The organism is Rhodococcus sp. KRD162 (assembly GCF_017168335.1).
Lineage (GTDB): Bacteria > Actinomycetota > Actinomycetes > Mycobacteriales > Mycobacteriaceae > Rhodococcoides.
Window position 1 is genome coordinate 133,487 of the sequence record NZ_JABFAU010000011.1, and the last position, 14,898, is coordinate 148,384.

The window sequence follows — 14,898 nt, forward strand, 5'->3', positions numbered from 1 at the left end:
TCGACGCCATGAACAACGACGCGGGACACGGCAGCGAGAAGCCGGCCAAACACAAAGGGTCCGTCGTACTGCGGCGGGGCCGAAACACCGAGACCTCGACCTCGGATCAACGCCTTCTCGACGAGCGTGGGCCAGGAAACTGGATTCATTCCGATACCTGGCGAGTGCTGCGCATCCAGAGCGAATTCGTCGAAGGATTCGGGGCGTTGGCCGAGGTTCCGAAGGCCGTGACGGTGTTCGGTTCTGCGCGCACCCCCGTCGACCATCCGGAATACGAGCGCGCCCGCCGGCTCGGCGCAGCCCTCGCCCAGGAGGGGTTCGCCGTCATCACCGGCGGCGGCCCCGGCGTGATGGAAGGGGCCAACCGCGGTGCCAGCGAGGCCGACGGATACTCGATCGGACTGGGGATCGAGCTGCCGTTCGAGCAAGGGCTCAACGACTGGGTGGATCTGGGTATCAACTTTCGATACTTTTTCGTCCGCAAGACCATGTTCGTCAAGTACTCCCAGGCTTTCGTCTGCCTGCCCGGTGGCTTCGGCACCCTGGACGAGCTGTTCGAGGCATTGACTCTGGTGCAGACGGCCAAGGTGACCAAGTTCCCGATCGTGTTGTTGGGCAAAGATTTCTGGTCGGGTCTGATCGGCTGGATCGAATCCACTCTGGTGAAAGAAGGCAAGGTGTCCGAGAAGGACCTCGACCTCATCCATTGCACCGACAGCGTCGACGAGGCCGTCCGAATCGTCCTCGAGGCGCAGCAGTGAACGAGCAGCGGGCGAACGACACAGCGGTCGGTGGGCTCAGCATCTGCGTCTACTGCGCATCGGGGCCCGTCGATTCGTCGTTCATCGATCTTGCGGCGGAGGTTGGAACCGAGATCGGTCGACGGGGCTGGCAGTTGGTGTCCGGCGGGGGCAACGTTTCGATGATGGGTGCCGTGGCGGCTGCGACGCGGGCTGCGGGCGGCAACACCGTCGGCGTCATCCCGAAGGCTCTCGTGCACCGCGAGGTCGCCGATGTCGATGCCGACGAACTGATCGTCACCGACACCATGCGCGAGCGCAAGAAGATCATGGAAGACCGCGCCGACGCATTCATCACCTTGCCCGGCGGGATCGGGACGCTCGAGGAGTTGTTCGAGACGTGGACCGCGGGCTATCTGGGCATGCACAGCAAGCCCATGGTGATGCTCGATCCGTTCGGGCATTTCGACGGGATGATGCAGTGGATCGACGGTCTGCGTGCGACGGGGTTCGTACAACAGCGAGCCCTGGATGCTCTGGTCAGAACGCCGTCGACACGTGCGGCCTTGGATGCATGCGCAAAGCTGTGACAGGTCACCAACCTCGGCCCGCCGGGGAGCTCCTCAAAGTTGTTACTCTCAAGTAGGGTAAGGAATCTCACAAAGTCTTCGAAGGGGAGTTCATGGCTGTCGATGCCCGTCAGAAAATCGGAGTGACCGACCTCGCGGTCGCGTTGCCGAAAATGGTGACGGAGGTACCGAGTCTGCTCAAGGGCCTGGCGGGATTCACCCGAAAGCCCGATCACAAGGTTTCGATCGGCTTGATCTTCCAAGAGGCTGCCGCCAAGCACAGTAGCCACCCGTTCGTGCGGTTCGAGGGTGTGTCGACCTCGTACAAGGACGCGAACGAGCTGGTCAACCAGTACGCGGCAGTGTTCGCCGACCACGGGGTCGAGCGCGGTGACGTGGTCGGCGTGTTGAGCAAGAACCGCCCCGAGGCATTGTTCGCCGCTCTCGCGGCCGTCAAGCTCGGTGCCACTGCGGGCATGTTGAACTACAACCAGCGCGGTGACGTGCTCGAGCACAGCCTCGGGATTCTCGACGCCAAGGTCCTGATTCTCGACGAGAACGCGCAGGAAGCTCTCGATTCTCTCGACGGGGAACCGAAGGTCGGTGCGGTGTTGCCGATGGAGAAGCTGGCCGAGCTTGCCGCGAAGGCGTCCACGTCCAACCCGTCGGTCACCGCACAGATCCAGGCCAAGGAGAAGGCGTTCTACATCTTCACCTCGGGCACCACGGGTATGCCCAAGGCCAGCCTGATGAGTCATTTCCGCTGGCTCAAGTCGATGTCCGGCCTGGGCAACATGGGTGTCCGGCTGCGCGGTTCCGACGTCATCTACTGCTGCCTTCCGCTCTATCACAACAACGCGTTGACGGTGACGTTGTCCTCGGTGCTCGCGGGTGGCGCGACCATGGCCATCGGCAAGCAGTTCTCGGTGAGCAATTTCTGGGACGACATCCGAGTCAACGAGGCCACCGCCTTCACCTACATCGGCGAACTGTGCCGCTACCTGCTGACGCAGCCGAAGAAGAGTTCCGACCGCGACAACTCGGTCAAGCTGATCGTCGGCAACGGACTTCGCCCGGAGATCTGGGAGGAGTTCACCGAGCGATTCGGCATCTCTCGCGTCGCGGAGTTCTACGGCGCCAGCGAATGCAATATCGCCTTCATCAACGCTCTGAACATGAAGAAGACCGCAGGCATCTGCCCGCTTCCGTACGCGGTGGTGGAGTTCGACGAGGAGTCGGGCAAGGCCAAGCGTGGACAGGACGGCAAGCTCCGCAAGGTCGGCAACGGGGAAGTCGGGCTGCTGCTGTCCAAGATCACCGACCGGGCACCGTTCGACGGCTACTCCGATGACAAGGCCACCGAGAAGAAGATGGTGCGCGACGGCTTCAAGGACGGTGACGCCTGGTTCGACACCGGCGACCTGGTCCGCAAGCAGGGCTGGATGCACGTCGCGTTCGTCGATCGTCTCGGAGACACCTTCCGCTGGAAGGGTGAGAACGTCGCCACCACCCAGGTCGAGGGTGCCCTCGGCGGGCATTCGTCGGTCGATGGTGCCGTCGTGTACGGCGTCGATATCGACGGAACCGACGGCAAGGCCGGCATGGCTGCGATCACGCTGCGCGAGGGCGAGACCTTCGACGGCAAGGCGGTGGCCGAGCATCTCTACGACAAGCTCCCGACCTATGCGGTGCCCCTGTTCGTGCGAGTCGTCGACAGCCTCGAACAGACGTCGACGTTCAAGAGCCAGAAGGTCGCCTTGCGCAAACTCGGCTACGAGGACGACAGTGCCAGCGACCTGTACGTGCTCCGCGGCAAGTCCGGTGGCTACGAGAAGGCGTACGACGGCTACGTCGACGAGGTGGCGGCAGGCAAGGCACCCAAGGGATAGCTGCGTGCCAGTATTGGTTTCATGAGCACTCTCTGCGGCAAACCGGTTGCCGACGATCGCGCTTTGGTGATGGCAATCGTCAATCGCACTCCCGATTCGTTCTACGACGGGGGCGCGAATTTCACCGACGATGCTGCCATGGCGTCGGTGCACAGGGCGGTCGCGGAGGGTGCCGACATGGTCGACATCGGCGGGGTGAAGGCAGGCCCAGGTGATGTCGTCGATGCCGACGAGGAAATCCGCCGCGTAGTTCCCTTCGTCGAAGCGATCCGGGACGTCTATCCCGAGCTGTTGATCAGTGTCGATACCTGGCGTAGCGAGGTGGCCAGGTTGGCCTGCGGGGTCGGCGCTGACCTCATCAACGACACCTGGGCCGGGGCGGACCCGGAGCTGGTGCGCGTCGCCGCGGCCGAGGGAGTCGGCATCGTCTGCTCGCACACGGGTGGCGCGGTCCCGCGGACGCGTCCGTTCCGGGTTCGGTACACCGATCTCGTCGCGGACGTGATCGCGGAGGTCACCGCAGCCGCCGACAACGCAGTCGCGGAGGGGGTGAAGAAGGATTCGATTCTCATCGATCCGACGCACGATTTCGGCAAAAACACCTTTCACGGGCTCGAGTTGTTGCGGCGGGTAGACGATCTTGTAAACACCGGGTGGCCTGTGCTCATGGCGCTGAGCAACAAGGACTTTGTGGGCGAGACTCTAGGGGTAGAGCTCGCCGACCGGTTGGAGGGAACATTGGCAGCGACAGCATTGGCCGCAGCAGGCGGAGCCCGAATGTTCCGGGTACACGAAGTTGCGTCGACCAGAAGAGTCGTCGACATGGTGGCAGCGATCCAGGGACTCCGAGCCCCGGCGCGGACCGTCAGGGGTCTGGCATGACCCTTGCAGATCGAACGGACGTGACCATGGCGTGGTCCGAGACGAACAGCTGGGACGAACCGGACTGGACCGTCGCCGAGCTGGAAGCCGCCAAGGCGGGGCGAACGGTATCGGTGGTACTCCCGGCGCTGAACGAGGAACAGACGGTCGCCGCGGTCATCGACACCATCCATCCACTGCTCGGTGGCCTGGTCGACGAGCTGATCGTGTTGGACTCCGGTTCGACCGACGAAACGGCCGTCCGCGCGACGGCCGCGGGTGCGCGTGTGATCAGCCGAGAAGACGCAGTCCCCGGGCTGGACCCGGTTCCGGGCAAGGGCGAGGTGCTGTGGCGTGCAATCGCCGCGTCGACCGGTGATCTCATTGCGTTCGTCGACTCCGATCTGATCAACCCCGATCCGGCGTTCGTGCCGAAATTGCTCGGCCCACTGCTGATGGGCGACGGGATTCACCTGGTCAAGGGGTACTACCGCCGTCCACTGCGAGTGAGTGGAACCGAGGACGCCAACGGTGGCGGACGTGTCACCGAGCTCGTGGCGCGGCCTCTGCTCGCTGCACTGCGACCTGAGCTGACCGGAGTGATCCAGCCGCTCGGCGGAGAATATGCAGGCACCCGCGAGCTGCTGTCCGCGGTGCCGTTCGCGCCCGGTTACGGAGTGGAGATCGGGCTGTTGCTCGATACGTACGACAGGCTCGGGTTGCAGGCGATCGGCCAGGTCAATCTGGGGGTGCGCAAGCATCGCAATCGCCCACTGGTCGAGCTCGGGGCGATGAGCAGGCAGATCGTCGGAACGATGCTGAATCGATGCGGCATGGTCGATTCCGGTGCCGGTCTGATGCAGTTTCGGGTCGACGGTGATTCGTTCGCGCCGTTCTCGACCGAGGTGTCGTTGCTGGACCGACCGGCGATGAACTCGTTGAAATAGTCGTGTCGGGCCAGCGTGACAAGATCGTGGCATGTTGACGCTGCTGATCTACGTCGTGGTCATTGCCGTCGTCGCTGCCGCACTGTTCTTCGTGGCGTCGACTGTGTTCGGTCGCGGTGAGGAACTGGGTCCACTGCCCGAGGGCACAACCGCGACGGTGCTGCCTGCGGAGGCCGTCACCGGAGCCGACGTGCGCTCGTTGAAGTTCCAGCAGACCCTGCGGGGCTACAAGCCCAGCGAGGTGGACTGGGCGCTCGAACGGCTCGGTGGCGAAATCGACGTGCTGCGGTCGCGGTTGTCCGCGTTGCAGCAGTCGGGGGCTCAGTCGGGGAGTCAGCTGGGGACTACCTCGGACGGGCGGCATTCGGTGACGGCCGAGCCGGACGAGCAGTGAGCGCGGTCGCCGGACCGGATGGGCGGCATCGGTGTCCGTGGGGTGCCACCGACAACGAGCTGTACCGGCAGTACCACGACACCGAATGGGGCCAGCCCCTTCACGGGCGGAACGAGCTGTACGAGCGGCTGTGCCTCGAAGCGTTCCAGTCGGGGCTGGCGTGGATCACGATTCTGCGCAAGCGCGAGAGCTTCCGCAGTGCGTTCTCCGGTTTCGATCCGGAACGGGTGGCCCGATTCGGCGAGGGCGATGTCGAACGATTGATGAACGATGCGTCGATCGTGCGCAATCGGCTCAAGATCGACGCTGCGGTGAGCAATGCTCGGGCCATTCTCGACTTCGAGGACACCGACCTCGACACCCTGCTCTGGTCGTTCGCGCCCGAACCCCGGCCCGCACGCCTGACGGAGATCTCCGAGGTACCGGCATCGACCGTCGAGTCGACGGCTCTGGCCAAGGAACTCAAGCGTCGGGGGCTGAGATTCGTCGGTCCGACAACCGCTTATGCCTTGATGCAGGCGACTGGAATGGTCGACGATCACTTGTCGGGGTGTTGGGTGCAGGTCACGAATACAGACTCCGTTTCTCGGTATGGACCGAGATAGGGAAGAATGGCACTCAACACCCGTCGCCCCGCGACGAATTTATCTTTTAGGCCTAGGCGCCGAGCAGGTGGGCGCAGATCTGGAGGGAGCAGAGGATGGCGGCGATGAAGCCCCGGACCGGGGACGGTCCCCTCGAAGCAACCAAAGAGGGACGAGGAATCGTCATGCGTGTCCCGCTCGAGGGGGGCGGCCGGTTGGTCGTCGAATTGACCCCCGACGAGGCCGCGGCACTCGGTGACGAACTGAAGGGCGTCACCGGCTGATATCCACATCGATCGATCATCGCTCTGCCCCGCTCGCCGCTCCGGCAAGCGGGGCTTTGTGTTGTGACGACGAGTGTTGTGACGACGAGTGTTGTGGCCCGATCTTCTCAAGTGCCGAGCCGACCCGCTGTGAAAGAGGTGTTCGATGCTGACGGACGTCGTCGAACTGTTGCTGTGTCCGCAATGCCGGGCACGCGGAGTCGAATCCGGGCTCGGCGTCGGCGACACCGATCGGACGCTGTGGTGCGACCGTGGACATTCGTTCGACGTGGCTCGGCAGGGATACGTCAGTTTGTTGACCGGTGACGGCGGAAAGTTCACCGGTGACTCGGCCGAGATGATCACCGCGCGTGATGCGTTCTTGGGTCAGGGGCATTTCGATCCGATCGCCGCCGCGGTCTCTGCTGCAGTCCCGCTGGACGGTCAGGCGGTGGTCGATGTCGGGGTAGGCACCGGGCACTACCTCGCTGCCGTACTCGACGCCCGCCCGGACGCCAGGGGATTGGGCGTCGATGTCTCGAAGTTCGCTGCGCGCCGCGCCGCCCGCTCACATCCTCGTCTGGGCTCGGTGGTCGCGGACATCTGGAGTGGGCTACCGGTGCGGTCGGGCAGTCTGTCAGCGGTGACGTGCGTGTTCGCTCCGCGTAACGCAGACGAGCTGAACCGAGTGCTCATCGCCGACGGGGTGCTGGTGGTAGTGACCCCCACATCGCGGCATCAGCGCGAACTGCGCGGCCCGTTGGGCCTGATCGGCGTCGAGGAAGACAAGACCCGCAGGCTCGGTGAGTCCCTGTCCGGCCTGTTCGATCCGGTTGCGGAGTCTGCGCTGGAGTATTCGATGGCGCTCTCGCACAACGACGTCGAGTCGCTGATCGGAATGGGTCCGTCGGCGCGCCACGGCAACCCCGAGACACGATCCGCTGCGCTTGCGCAGTTGCCGGACCGTGTCGAGGTCACGGTGTCGGTGACGGTGTCGACCTATCGTCGACGCGCCGAGGCGTCGTTGTAGACGGCGAGGGTCTGCTTCGCGATCGATGCCCACGAGAACTCGGCGACGGCTCGCTCGCGGCCTGCCTTGCCCATCGCGGTTGCGCGGGCGGGGTCCAGGACGACCTCGTTGACGGTGTCGGCCAGGTTGCGCTCGAAGGCCTCGGGTTCGTAGGAGTTGTAGTGCACCAGGCGTCCGGTGCGGCCGTCGTCGACGACCTCCGGGATGCCACCGACATCGGAGGCGACGACGGCAGTTTCGCAGGCCATCGCTTCGAGGTTGACGATGCCGAGTGGCTCGTAGACCGATGGGCACACGAAGACTGCTGCTGCAGTGAGGATTTCGCGGATCTTGTCGGTCGGAAGCATGTCCTTGACCCAGAACACGCCCTCGCGCTGCTCGGCGAGCTGGGCCACGGCGCGCTCGGTTTCCGCGGCGATCTCCGGGGTGTCGGGCGCGCCTGCACACAACACGAGTTGGATGGACGGATCGAAGCGATGGGCGGCCGCGATCAGATGCCCGACGCCCTTCTGTCGGGTGATGCGTCCGACGAAAGCGACGATCGGCTTGCTCGGATCGACACCGATCTCTTCCAGTGTCGAGGTGCCGTGGTCGGCGAACCAACGCTCGGTGTCGATTCCGTTGCGCACCACATGAACCCGGCTCGGATCGAGGCGAGGATAGGCGTCGAGCACATCTTTGGCCATGCCCTCGCTGACGGCGATGACGGCGTCGGCGTACTCCACCGCGTTGCGCTCGGACCACGACGAGATTCGGTAGCCGCCGCCGAGTTGCTCGGCCTTCCACGGCCGGCGTGGTTCGAGCGAGTGTGCCGTCAGGATGTGGGGCACATCGTGCAACTGCGCCGCGAGGTGGCCTGCAAGGCCGGTGTACCAGGTATGTGAATGCACCACGTCCGCGCCGGCCGCCGCATTCGCCATCCGCAGCTCCGCGGACAACGTGGTCAACGCAGCGTTGGCTCCGGCGAGCGCCGGATCCGGATCGTGAACCTGCGCGGTGTCGCGGGGGGCACCCATGCAGTGGATGTCCACGTCGCACAGCAACTTCAGCTGCGCGGACAACTCGGTGACATGCACTCCTGCGCCACCGTAGATCTCCGGGGGATATTCCTTGGTCATCATTGCTACGCGCACGTGAACGAACCTACATTCCCCAGCAGTTGTGCGTGTACTGCTCGCACGGTTCTCTCGGTGCGGATAGGTTGAGTGTGTGAGGACACAACCGCACGTACTAGGGATCGTGCTTGCCGGCGGTGAGGGTAAGCGCCTTTATCCGATGACCGCGGACCGAGCCAAGCCGGCCGTACCCTTCGGGGGCGCCTACCGACTCATCGACTTCGTGCTGAGCAATCTCGTCAATGCCGGTTACCTCCGGCTCTGCGTGCTGACCCAGTACAAGTCGCATTCACTGGACCGCCACATCTCGCAGACGTGGCGGCTGTCCGGGTTCGCCGGGGAGTACATCACTCCGGTTCCCGCGCAGCAGCGTCTGGGGCCACGGTGGTACACCGGCAGCGCCGACGCCATCTTCCAGTCGCTGAACCTGGTGTACGACGAGGACCCCGAGTACATCGTGGTCTTCGGTGCCGACCACGTGTACCGGATGGACCCGGAACAGATGGTGCAGCAGCACATCGACTCCGGTGCCGGGGTCACGGTCGCAGGTATCCGGGTGCCGCGCAGTGAGGCGTTCGCGTTCGGATGCATCGATTCCGACGAGAACGGCAAGATCACCCAGTTCCTGGAGAAGCCGGCGCAGCCGCCGGGCACTCCCGACGACCCCGACGTCACCTACGCATCCATGGGCAACTACGTCTTCACCACCAAGGTGTTGATCGACGCCATCAAGGCCGACTCCGAGAACTCCGACTCCGATCACGACATGGGCGGCGACATCATTCCCGCGCTCGTCGAAGCAGGCGTCGCCTCGGTCTACGACTTCAACGACAACGTGGTGCCCGGTGCCACCGAACGAGACCGCGGCTACTGGCGTGATGTGGGAACCATCGACGCCTTCTACGACGCCCACATGGACCTGGTTTCGGTGCACCCCATCTTCAACCTCTACAACCGCCGCTGGCCCATCCGCGGATCGGCCGAGAATCTGCCACCGGCCAAGTTCGTCCAGGGTGGTTTGGCTCAGGAATCCGTCGTCGGTGCCGGCTGCATCCTGTCCGCCGCCACCGTGCGCAATTCGGTACTGAGCTCCAATGTCATGATCGACAGCGGTGCAACGGTCGAAGGCAGCGTGCTGATGCCCGGCGTCCGGATCGGCAAGGGTGCCGTGGTTCGGCACGCGATCCTGGACAAGAACGTCGTCGTCGGTGACGGCGAGATCATCGGAGTCGACCACGAACGCGATCGTGAACGCTTCAACGTCAGTGCCGGGGGAGTGGTCTCGGTCGGCAAGGGCGTCTGGATCTAGAGCCTGCTCACGCTCTCGAAGCGCAGATCAAACCGTCGCCGAGCGGCAGCAGCACCGTCGTGAGCCGCTCGTCCTCGGCGATCGCCCGCGCCGCGGATCGCACGGCCACTGCGGTGGCATCGCGCTGAGTGGGGTCCGCGACCCGGCCACCGAGCAACGCGTTGTGCAGCACCAGAACTCCACCCGGCCGGAGCAGTCTGACGCTTTCGGCGACGAAGTGTGGATGATCGGCCGGGCTGGCGTCGATGAACACCAAATCGTAGGTGTCGTCCGCCAATCGGGGCAGCACATCCAGTGCCCAACCGTTGATCAACCGAGTGCGTGATGGCGCAATTCCGCCCGCGCGGAACGCCTCTCGCGCGGCACGCTGATGCTCGGGCTCGGTGTCGATGGTGGTCAGGACGCCGTCCGCACGCATCCCGTCGAGCAGCCACAGGCCACTGATTCCTGCGCCCGTTCCGATTTCGACCACGGTCTTGGCGCCGAGCATCTGAGTGAAGATGGACAGAATCGCTCCGACCGATGGCGGGACCGGTGCGGCACCGAGATCGACGGCGCGCTCTCTGGCTGAGATCAGAACCTCGTCCTCCTGAGCGGAGTCTTCGGCGTAGGCGAGCATCTTCTCGGCGTTGGTCGGCACGAACCGAGGCTATCGTGCCCGTGGCACATTCTCACGCACACATTCTCAGGTGCGCCTCAGCTGATTCATACCGGACCCACACGCAGATCGGTCAGGCTATGGAGGAATCGAAGGTCCGTCTCGATTGCGAAGTGTGAGCTGGAACATCCGAGGGTAGTCGTCGGTTGAATCAGAAGGACGTACGCAGTCCTGAGCAGGAGGATCCAACTATTTACGAGATCAACGGCGTTCGCAACACCGCGCGTCTACCCGAGTCCGTGCCGATGCCAGAGGATATCGGCGGCACCGCCGTGTTCGATGCGACCGGCGAGGTCTCGACGATGCCGTCCTGGGACGAGCTCGTTCGTGAGCACGGCGACCGCGTCTACCGCCTGGCGTACCGCCTGTCCGGCAACGCACAGGATGCAGAGGATCTGACGCAGGACACCTTCATCCGGGTCTTCCGCTCCCTGTCCAACTATCAGCCCGGCACGTTCGAGGGATGGCTGCACCGCATCACCACGAACCTGTTCCTCGACATGGTTCGTCGTCGCAGTCGCATCCGCATGGAAGCGCTTCCCGAGGACTACGACCGCGTCCCCTCCGACCGGCCGAGTCCCGAGCAGATCTACCACGACGCCCGCCTCGACCCCGATCTCCAGTCCGCGCTCGACTCGCTGGCACCGGAATTCCGCGCCGCAATCGTGCTGTGCGATATCGAAGGCCTGTCCTACGAAGAGATCGGTGCGACACTGGGCGTCAAGCTCGGAACGGTTCGCAGTCGCATTCATCGTGGACGCCAAGCGCTACGCGAGTACCTTCGAGTGCACGGGAAGGTCGACTCGGGTCACGCAAGTGCCCACTAGCTACGAGGAGGGTTGGATGACGCAGGCGCGCAAGCCTCGGCAGTTCAGTTCAACCGAACATCTGGCCAGTGAGGCCGTGGCGGCCTACGTCGACGGCGAATTGCGGATGCCCGCGTACCTTCGCGCAGCTCACCACCTGTCCGAATGCCCGGAATGCGCGGCCGAGGTCGAGGCGCAGCAGCAGGCCCGCCGCGCGCTGCGTGGTGCAGGCGAGATGTCCATGCCGCATTCCTTGCTCGGCCTGCTCAGCCAGATTCCGTCCTGCGCCGGGGACGACGGGCAGGCACGCACCAAGCGGACGTTCAAGTCGTCCGTGGCAGGCGTTCGCCGTCGCCGACGGTGACTGCATCGACATTCTCCCGACGGCTTCTCACCTGCACCGAACTTCTCACCTGCATCGAGCTGCCCCGACCGCTCGAGTGATACTGAACTCTCACACCGACGTATGCGAGGGGTAACCGGACGCGTGACATCTGATTCGACCAACACCGAGACCGCAGGCACCGACCCGGACGATGTCGAGCCGGCGGGGATCGGCCCGGAAGGTCCTCGATTGCCACCACGGCCGGTCTATCGGCCGTCCGTCGATCCGATGTCGGCCTCGGTGTTCGGACGTCCCGAGGACGTCGACGGTTCGTTCTCTCCGCGCCGACCCGGCGAGCAGTTGCCCGCTCGAGTCTCCGTTCGCCCTCCCGACCCGATCCTCGCCGAGGCGTTCGGACGTCCGCAGGACTCCCAGGAGTCGTTGCAGCGTGACCCGTCCGCGGAACACGACATCGATGCCCCCACGCCCGCTCCGGCCGATCCGTGGCGTGATCCCAACGCTCGAGTTCTGCTCGGCAACGCCGCGGTCGACACCCCAGCGCCTCCGGTTCTCCCGCCGGGTACCAAACTCGGTGTGCGTGATGTGCTGTTCGGCAGATCGGTGTCCGTCCGAGCTCTCGTCGTGCTCGGAATCCTGGCCCTCGTCATCGGCTTGGTCGGTGGCCTGTTCGGCCGTCTGACCGCCGAAGTGACCGGCGCACTGACCAGCCAGAAAGTGACGCTGACCCAGTCCAGCGGCGACGACATCCCCCGTGGTCAGATCACCAAGGTCGCCGACGCCGTCCTCCCGTCCGTCGTATCGATCCAGGTGACACTCGGGGAGACCGGGGGCACCGGCTCGGGCGTCGTGATCAGCGGTGACGGGTACATCGTCACCAACAACCACGTCATCTCCCTCGCAGCGTCCGACCCGGACAATTCGACGCTCGAAGTCACCTTCTCGGACGGCACGAAAGTGCCGGGGCGCATCGTCGGACGCGATACCAAGACCGACCTCGCCGTACTGAAGACGGACGTCGGAAACCTCACCGAAGCGCAGCTGGGTCGGTCCAGCGACGTTCGCGTCGGGCAGGACGTCATTGCCGTCGGATCTCCGCTGGGACTGAACAAAACCGTCACCTCCGGCATCGTCAGCGCTCTCGATCGCCCCGTGGCCCTGTCCGGCGAAGGCACCGACACCGATGCCGTCATCGACGCCGTGCAGACCGACGCTGCCATCAACCCCGGTAACTCCGGTGGTCCCTTGATCGACTTCGAGGGCCGCGTCATCGGCATCAACTCCGCTATCCGCAGCGAGAGCGGGGGATCGGTGGGACTCGGCTTCGCCATCCCTGTCGACGAGGTCACCGAGGTGGCTCAGGCCCTGATCCGGGACGGCGTCATGAAACACCCGGACTTCGGTATCAATGCGCGCTCGGTCATCAACGACACGTCCTCGGGTGCCGAAGTGGCCAATGTGCGAGCAGGCGGCCCGGCACAACAGGCCGGCATCGTCGAAGGCGATGTCATCACCAAGGTCGGTGATCGCACGGTCGGTGATGCGGACGAATTGGTCGTCGCAGTGCAGTCCACCACGATCGGTGAGCCGGTTCCGGTGCAGATCGTCCGCTCAGGACGGCTGGTGGACCTGTCCGTCACGCCGGTTTCGGACTGACGGACTAGGCTGGCAGGCGTGTTCGGCAACATCGGTTGGGGAGAGCTCGTAATTCTCCTCGTAGCAGCTCTGGTCATCCTCGGCCCGGATCGCCTTCCCGGCGCGATCAGCTGGGTGTCCAAGTCGATCCGTCAGGTCAAGGACTACGCCAACGGCGCGAGTCAGCAGCTCAAGGACGAGCTGGGCACCGATTTCGAGGACCTCCGCAAACCACTCGCCGATCTCAACCAACTGCGGGGCATGACCCCGCGCGCGGTGATCACCAAGCATCTCCTCGACGGCGACGATTCGATCTTCAAGAACCCACTCGAAGACACGTTCAAGGGCAAGCCCTTCGACACCAAGCCGAAGAATCTCGGCGGACCCACCCCGCAGAACAACGCTGTACAGGGTGGGGCGGCCGCGAGCCCGGTGTCGATGAGCAAGAGCGAGCCGAAACTCGCGGCCGGTGAGACTCCGCCGATCGACGCCGACGCCACCTAGTCGCAGTCGTACATCCGGCAGCGCGCGCCCTGCACCGCCCCAGCGCACCCCACCCGCGCCCGAATCTCGCATGGCATGGAACCTAGCGACTATCTCTGCTCGGTTCGGGATGACACGTCGGGACATCTGCTCCACATCTCCTCAGGTCAGGAGCTGTGTTGCAACCATCACTTGAAACTGCCCTGAGCAGTGCAATGGTCCATTGACCCGGGCAGGGGAGCACACCCGGGCGGGGGAGCGCACCCGGGCGGGGGAGCGCAGGCGGGCAACCTGTTCTCGACGGCGTCGTCGGGTGAACAGTCTGGCTCTAGAGCGTGCGGGCCGAGTCGATTCCCAGCGACATACCCACCAGGCCCCGCTCGCGTACCGCCAACTTGGCCGCCACGGCTTCCAGAGCTTGTGCAGCGGGCGATTCCGGGTTGCTCAACACGATCGGGGTGCCCGCGTCGCCGCCCTCGCGGACGGCGGTGTCGAGGGGAATCTGCCCCAGCAACGGAACGTCGGCTCCCACGGCCTTGCTGAGTCGGTCCGATACGTCCTGGCCACCGCCGGATCCGAAGATGTCCATGCGGGTGCCGTCCGGCAGTTCGAGCCACGACATGTTCTCCACCACGCCCGCCACGCGCTGACGCGTCTGCAGGGCAATGGCTCCCGCTCGCTCGGCCACCTCGGCCGCGGCCTGCTGCGGCGTGGTGACCACGAGGATCTCGGCGCTCGGAATGAGCTGCGCGACAGAGATCGCCACATCGCCGGTGCCCGGCGGCAGGTCGAGCAGCAGTACGTCGAGATCGCCCCAGAAGACGTCGGCGAGGAATTGTTGCAAGGCGCGGTGCAGCATCGGTCCACGCCACACCACCGGGGTATTGCCCTGGGTGAACTGGGCAATCGAGATGAACTTCACCCCGTGCGCCTGCGGCGGCATGATCATCTTCTCGACCTGGGTCGGCCGTGCGTCGTTGCCGAGCATGCGCGGCACGGAATGGCCGTAGATGTCCGCGTCGAGAACTCCCACCGACAACCCGCGAGCGGTCAGTGAGGCGGCAAGATTGACGGTGACGCTGGATTTTCCGACGCCGCCCTTGCCCGACGCCACCGCGTACACGCGCGTCAGGGATCCGGGTTGCGCGAACGGGATGATCGGTTCTGCGGAATCGCCGCGCAGGGATTTGCGGAGTTCGGTGCGCTGCTCGTCGTTCATCACGTCGAGTTCGACCGTCACGGTGCCGACCCCCGCGACATCGGCGACGGCGT

The 14,898-nt window shown here is 64.7% G+C and carries 17 protein-coding genes; 14 read left to right on the plus strand and 3 right to left on the minus strand.

The window, feature by feature from the left end:
* Positions 1 to 8: 8 nt before the first annotated feature.
* The 9 genes from J1M87_RS15140 to J1M87_RS15180 all read left to right on the plus strand — a co-directional run bounded on the left by J1M87_RS15140 (position 9) and on the right by J1M87_RS15180 (position 7,277).
* A complete protein-coding gene (locus tag J1M87_RS15140) occupies positions 9 to 761 on the plus strand; it encodes a TIGR00730 family Rossman fold protein (protein ID WP_206490209.1) in 753 nt (250 codons plus the stop codon).
* Positions 758 to 1,330 carry a TIGR00730 family Rossman fold protein gene (locus J1M87_RS15145; protein ID WP_206490210.1) on the plus strand — a complete coding sequence of 191 codons (573 nt, stop codon included), beginning with the start codon at positions 758 to 760 and terminating at the stop codon, positions 1,328 to 1,330. The genes J1M87_RS15140 and J1M87_RS15145 overlap by 4 nt, the downstream gene beginning before the upstream one ends.
* 92 nt (positions 1,331 to 1,422) lie before the next feature.
* Positions 1,423 to 3,198 (plus strand): long-chain-acyl-CoA synthetase, encoded by a 1,776-nt coding sequence (locus J1M87_RS15150; protein WP_206490211.1) that lies wholly within the window; start codon positions 1,423 to 1,425, stop codon positions 3,196 to 3,198.
* Between the two features lie 21 nt (positions 3,199 to 3,219).
* The gene (folP, locus tag J1M87_RS15155; protein ID WP_206490212.1) at positions 3,220 to 4,080 is read left to right on the plus strand and encodes a dihydropteroate synthase; all 861 of its coding nucleotides are present in this window, start codon (positions 3,220 to 3,222) and stop codon (positions 4,078 to 4,080) included.
* Complete coding sequence (locus tag J1M87_RS15160; RefSeq protein WP_206490213.1) at positions 4,077 to 5,006, plus strand: glucosyl-3-phosphoglycerate synthase; 930 nt, start codon at positions 4,077 to 4,079, stop codon at positions 5,004 to 5,006. The genes folP and J1M87_RS15160 overlap by 4 nt, the downstream gene beginning before the upstream one ends.
* Positions 5,007 to 5,037: 31 nt before the next feature.
* A complete protein-coding gene (locus J1M87_RS15165; RefSeq protein ID WP_206490214.1) occupies positions 5,038 to 5,400 on the plus strand; it encodes a DivIVA domain-containing protein in 363 nt (120 codons plus the stop codon).
* A complete protein-coding gene (locus J1M87_RS15170) occupies positions 5,397 to 6,005 on the plus strand; it encodes a DNA-3-methyladenine glycosylase I (RefSeq protein WP_206490215.1) in 609 nt (202 codons plus the stop codon). Before J1M87_RS15165 ends, J1M87_RS15170 begins: the two co-directional genes overlap by 4 nt.
* A gap of 95 nt (positions 6,006 to 6,100) precedes the next feature.
* Positions 6,101 to 6,268: a DUF3117 domain-containing protein gene (locus tag J1M87_RS15175; RefSeq protein WP_008714277.1), complete on the plus strand. Its 168-nt coding sequence runs from the start codon at positions 6,101 to 6,103 to the stop codon at positions 6,266 to 6,268.
* 145 nt (positions 6,269 to 6,413) lie between these two features.
* On the plus strand, positions 6,414 to 7,277 hold the full coding sequence (locus tag J1M87_RS15180) for a methyltransferase domain-containing protein (protein WP_206490216.1): 864 nt from the start codon (positions 6,414 to 6,416) through the stop codon (positions 7,275 to 7,277).
* Here the strand turns inward: J1M87_RS15180 and glgA are convergent.
* Positions 7,247 to 8,410, minus strand: a complete 1,164-nt coding sequence (gene glgA / locus J1M87_RS15185) for a glycogen synthase (RefSeq protein WP_206490217.1) — start codon at positions 8,408 to 8,410, stop codon at positions 7,247 to 7,249. The genes J1M87_RS15180 and glgA overlap by 31 nt on opposite strands.
* Positions 8,411 to 8,486: 76 nt before the next feature.
* Here glgA and glgC point away from each other — a divergent pair, with 76 nt between their 5' ends.
* Entirely contained in the window at positions 8,487 to 9,701 is a 1,215-nt protein-coding gene (gene glgC / locus J1M87_RS15190; protein WP_206490218.1) for a glucose-1-phosphate adenylyltransferase, read from the plus strand.
* Positions 9,702 to 9,708: 7 nt separating this feature from the next.
* On the opposite strand, the gene J1M87_RS15195 is transcribed toward glgC, so the two are convergent.
* Positions 9,709 to 10,320, minus strand: a complete 612-nt coding sequence (locus J1M87_RS15195) for an O-methyltransferase (protein WP_206490628.1) — start codon at positions 10,318 to 10,320, stop codon at positions 9,709 to 9,711.
* 284 nt (positions 10,321 to 10,604) lie between these two features.
* Here J1M87_RS15195 and sigE point away from each other — a divergent pair, with 284 nt between their 5' ends.
* The 4 genes from sigE (at position 10,605) to tatB (ending at position 13,647) form a co-directional block, all read left to right on the plus strand.
* A complete protein-coding gene (gene sigE, locus J1M87_RS15200) occupies positions 10,605 to 11,186 on the plus strand; it encodes an RNA polymerase sigma factor SigE (RefSeq protein WP_206490629.1) in 582 nt (193 codons plus the stop codon).
* Positions 11,187 to 11,202: 16 nt separating this feature from the next.
* A complete protein-coding gene (locus J1M87_RS15205; RefSeq protein ID WP_206490219.1) occupies positions 11,203 to 11,529 on the plus strand; it encodes a hypothetical protein in 327 nt (108 codons plus the stop codon).
* A 102-nt stretch (positions 11,530 to 11,631) separates the two neighbouring features.
* A complete protein-coding gene (locus J1M87_RS15210) occupies positions 11,632 to 13,164 on the plus strand; it encodes a S1C family serine protease (protein ID WP_241256964.1) in 1,533 nt (510 codons plus the stop codon).
* An 18-nt stretch (positions 13,165 to 13,182) separates the two neighbouring features.
* On the plus strand, positions 13,183 to 13,647 hold the full coding sequence (tatB, locus tag J1M87_RS15215) for a Sec-independent protein translocase protein TatB (RefSeq protein WP_206490220.1): 465 nt from the start codon (positions 13,183 to 13,185) through the stop codon (positions 13,645 to 13,647).
* A 307-nt stretch (positions 13,648 to 13,954) separates the two neighbouring features.
* Here tatB and J1M87_RS15220 read toward each other — a convergent pair.
* Positions 13,955 to 14,898, minus strand: a 944-nt coding sequence (locus tag J1M87_RS15220; protein ID WP_206490221.1) for an Mrp/NBP35 family ATP-binding protein, incomplete at its 5' end; no start/stop codon positions are given.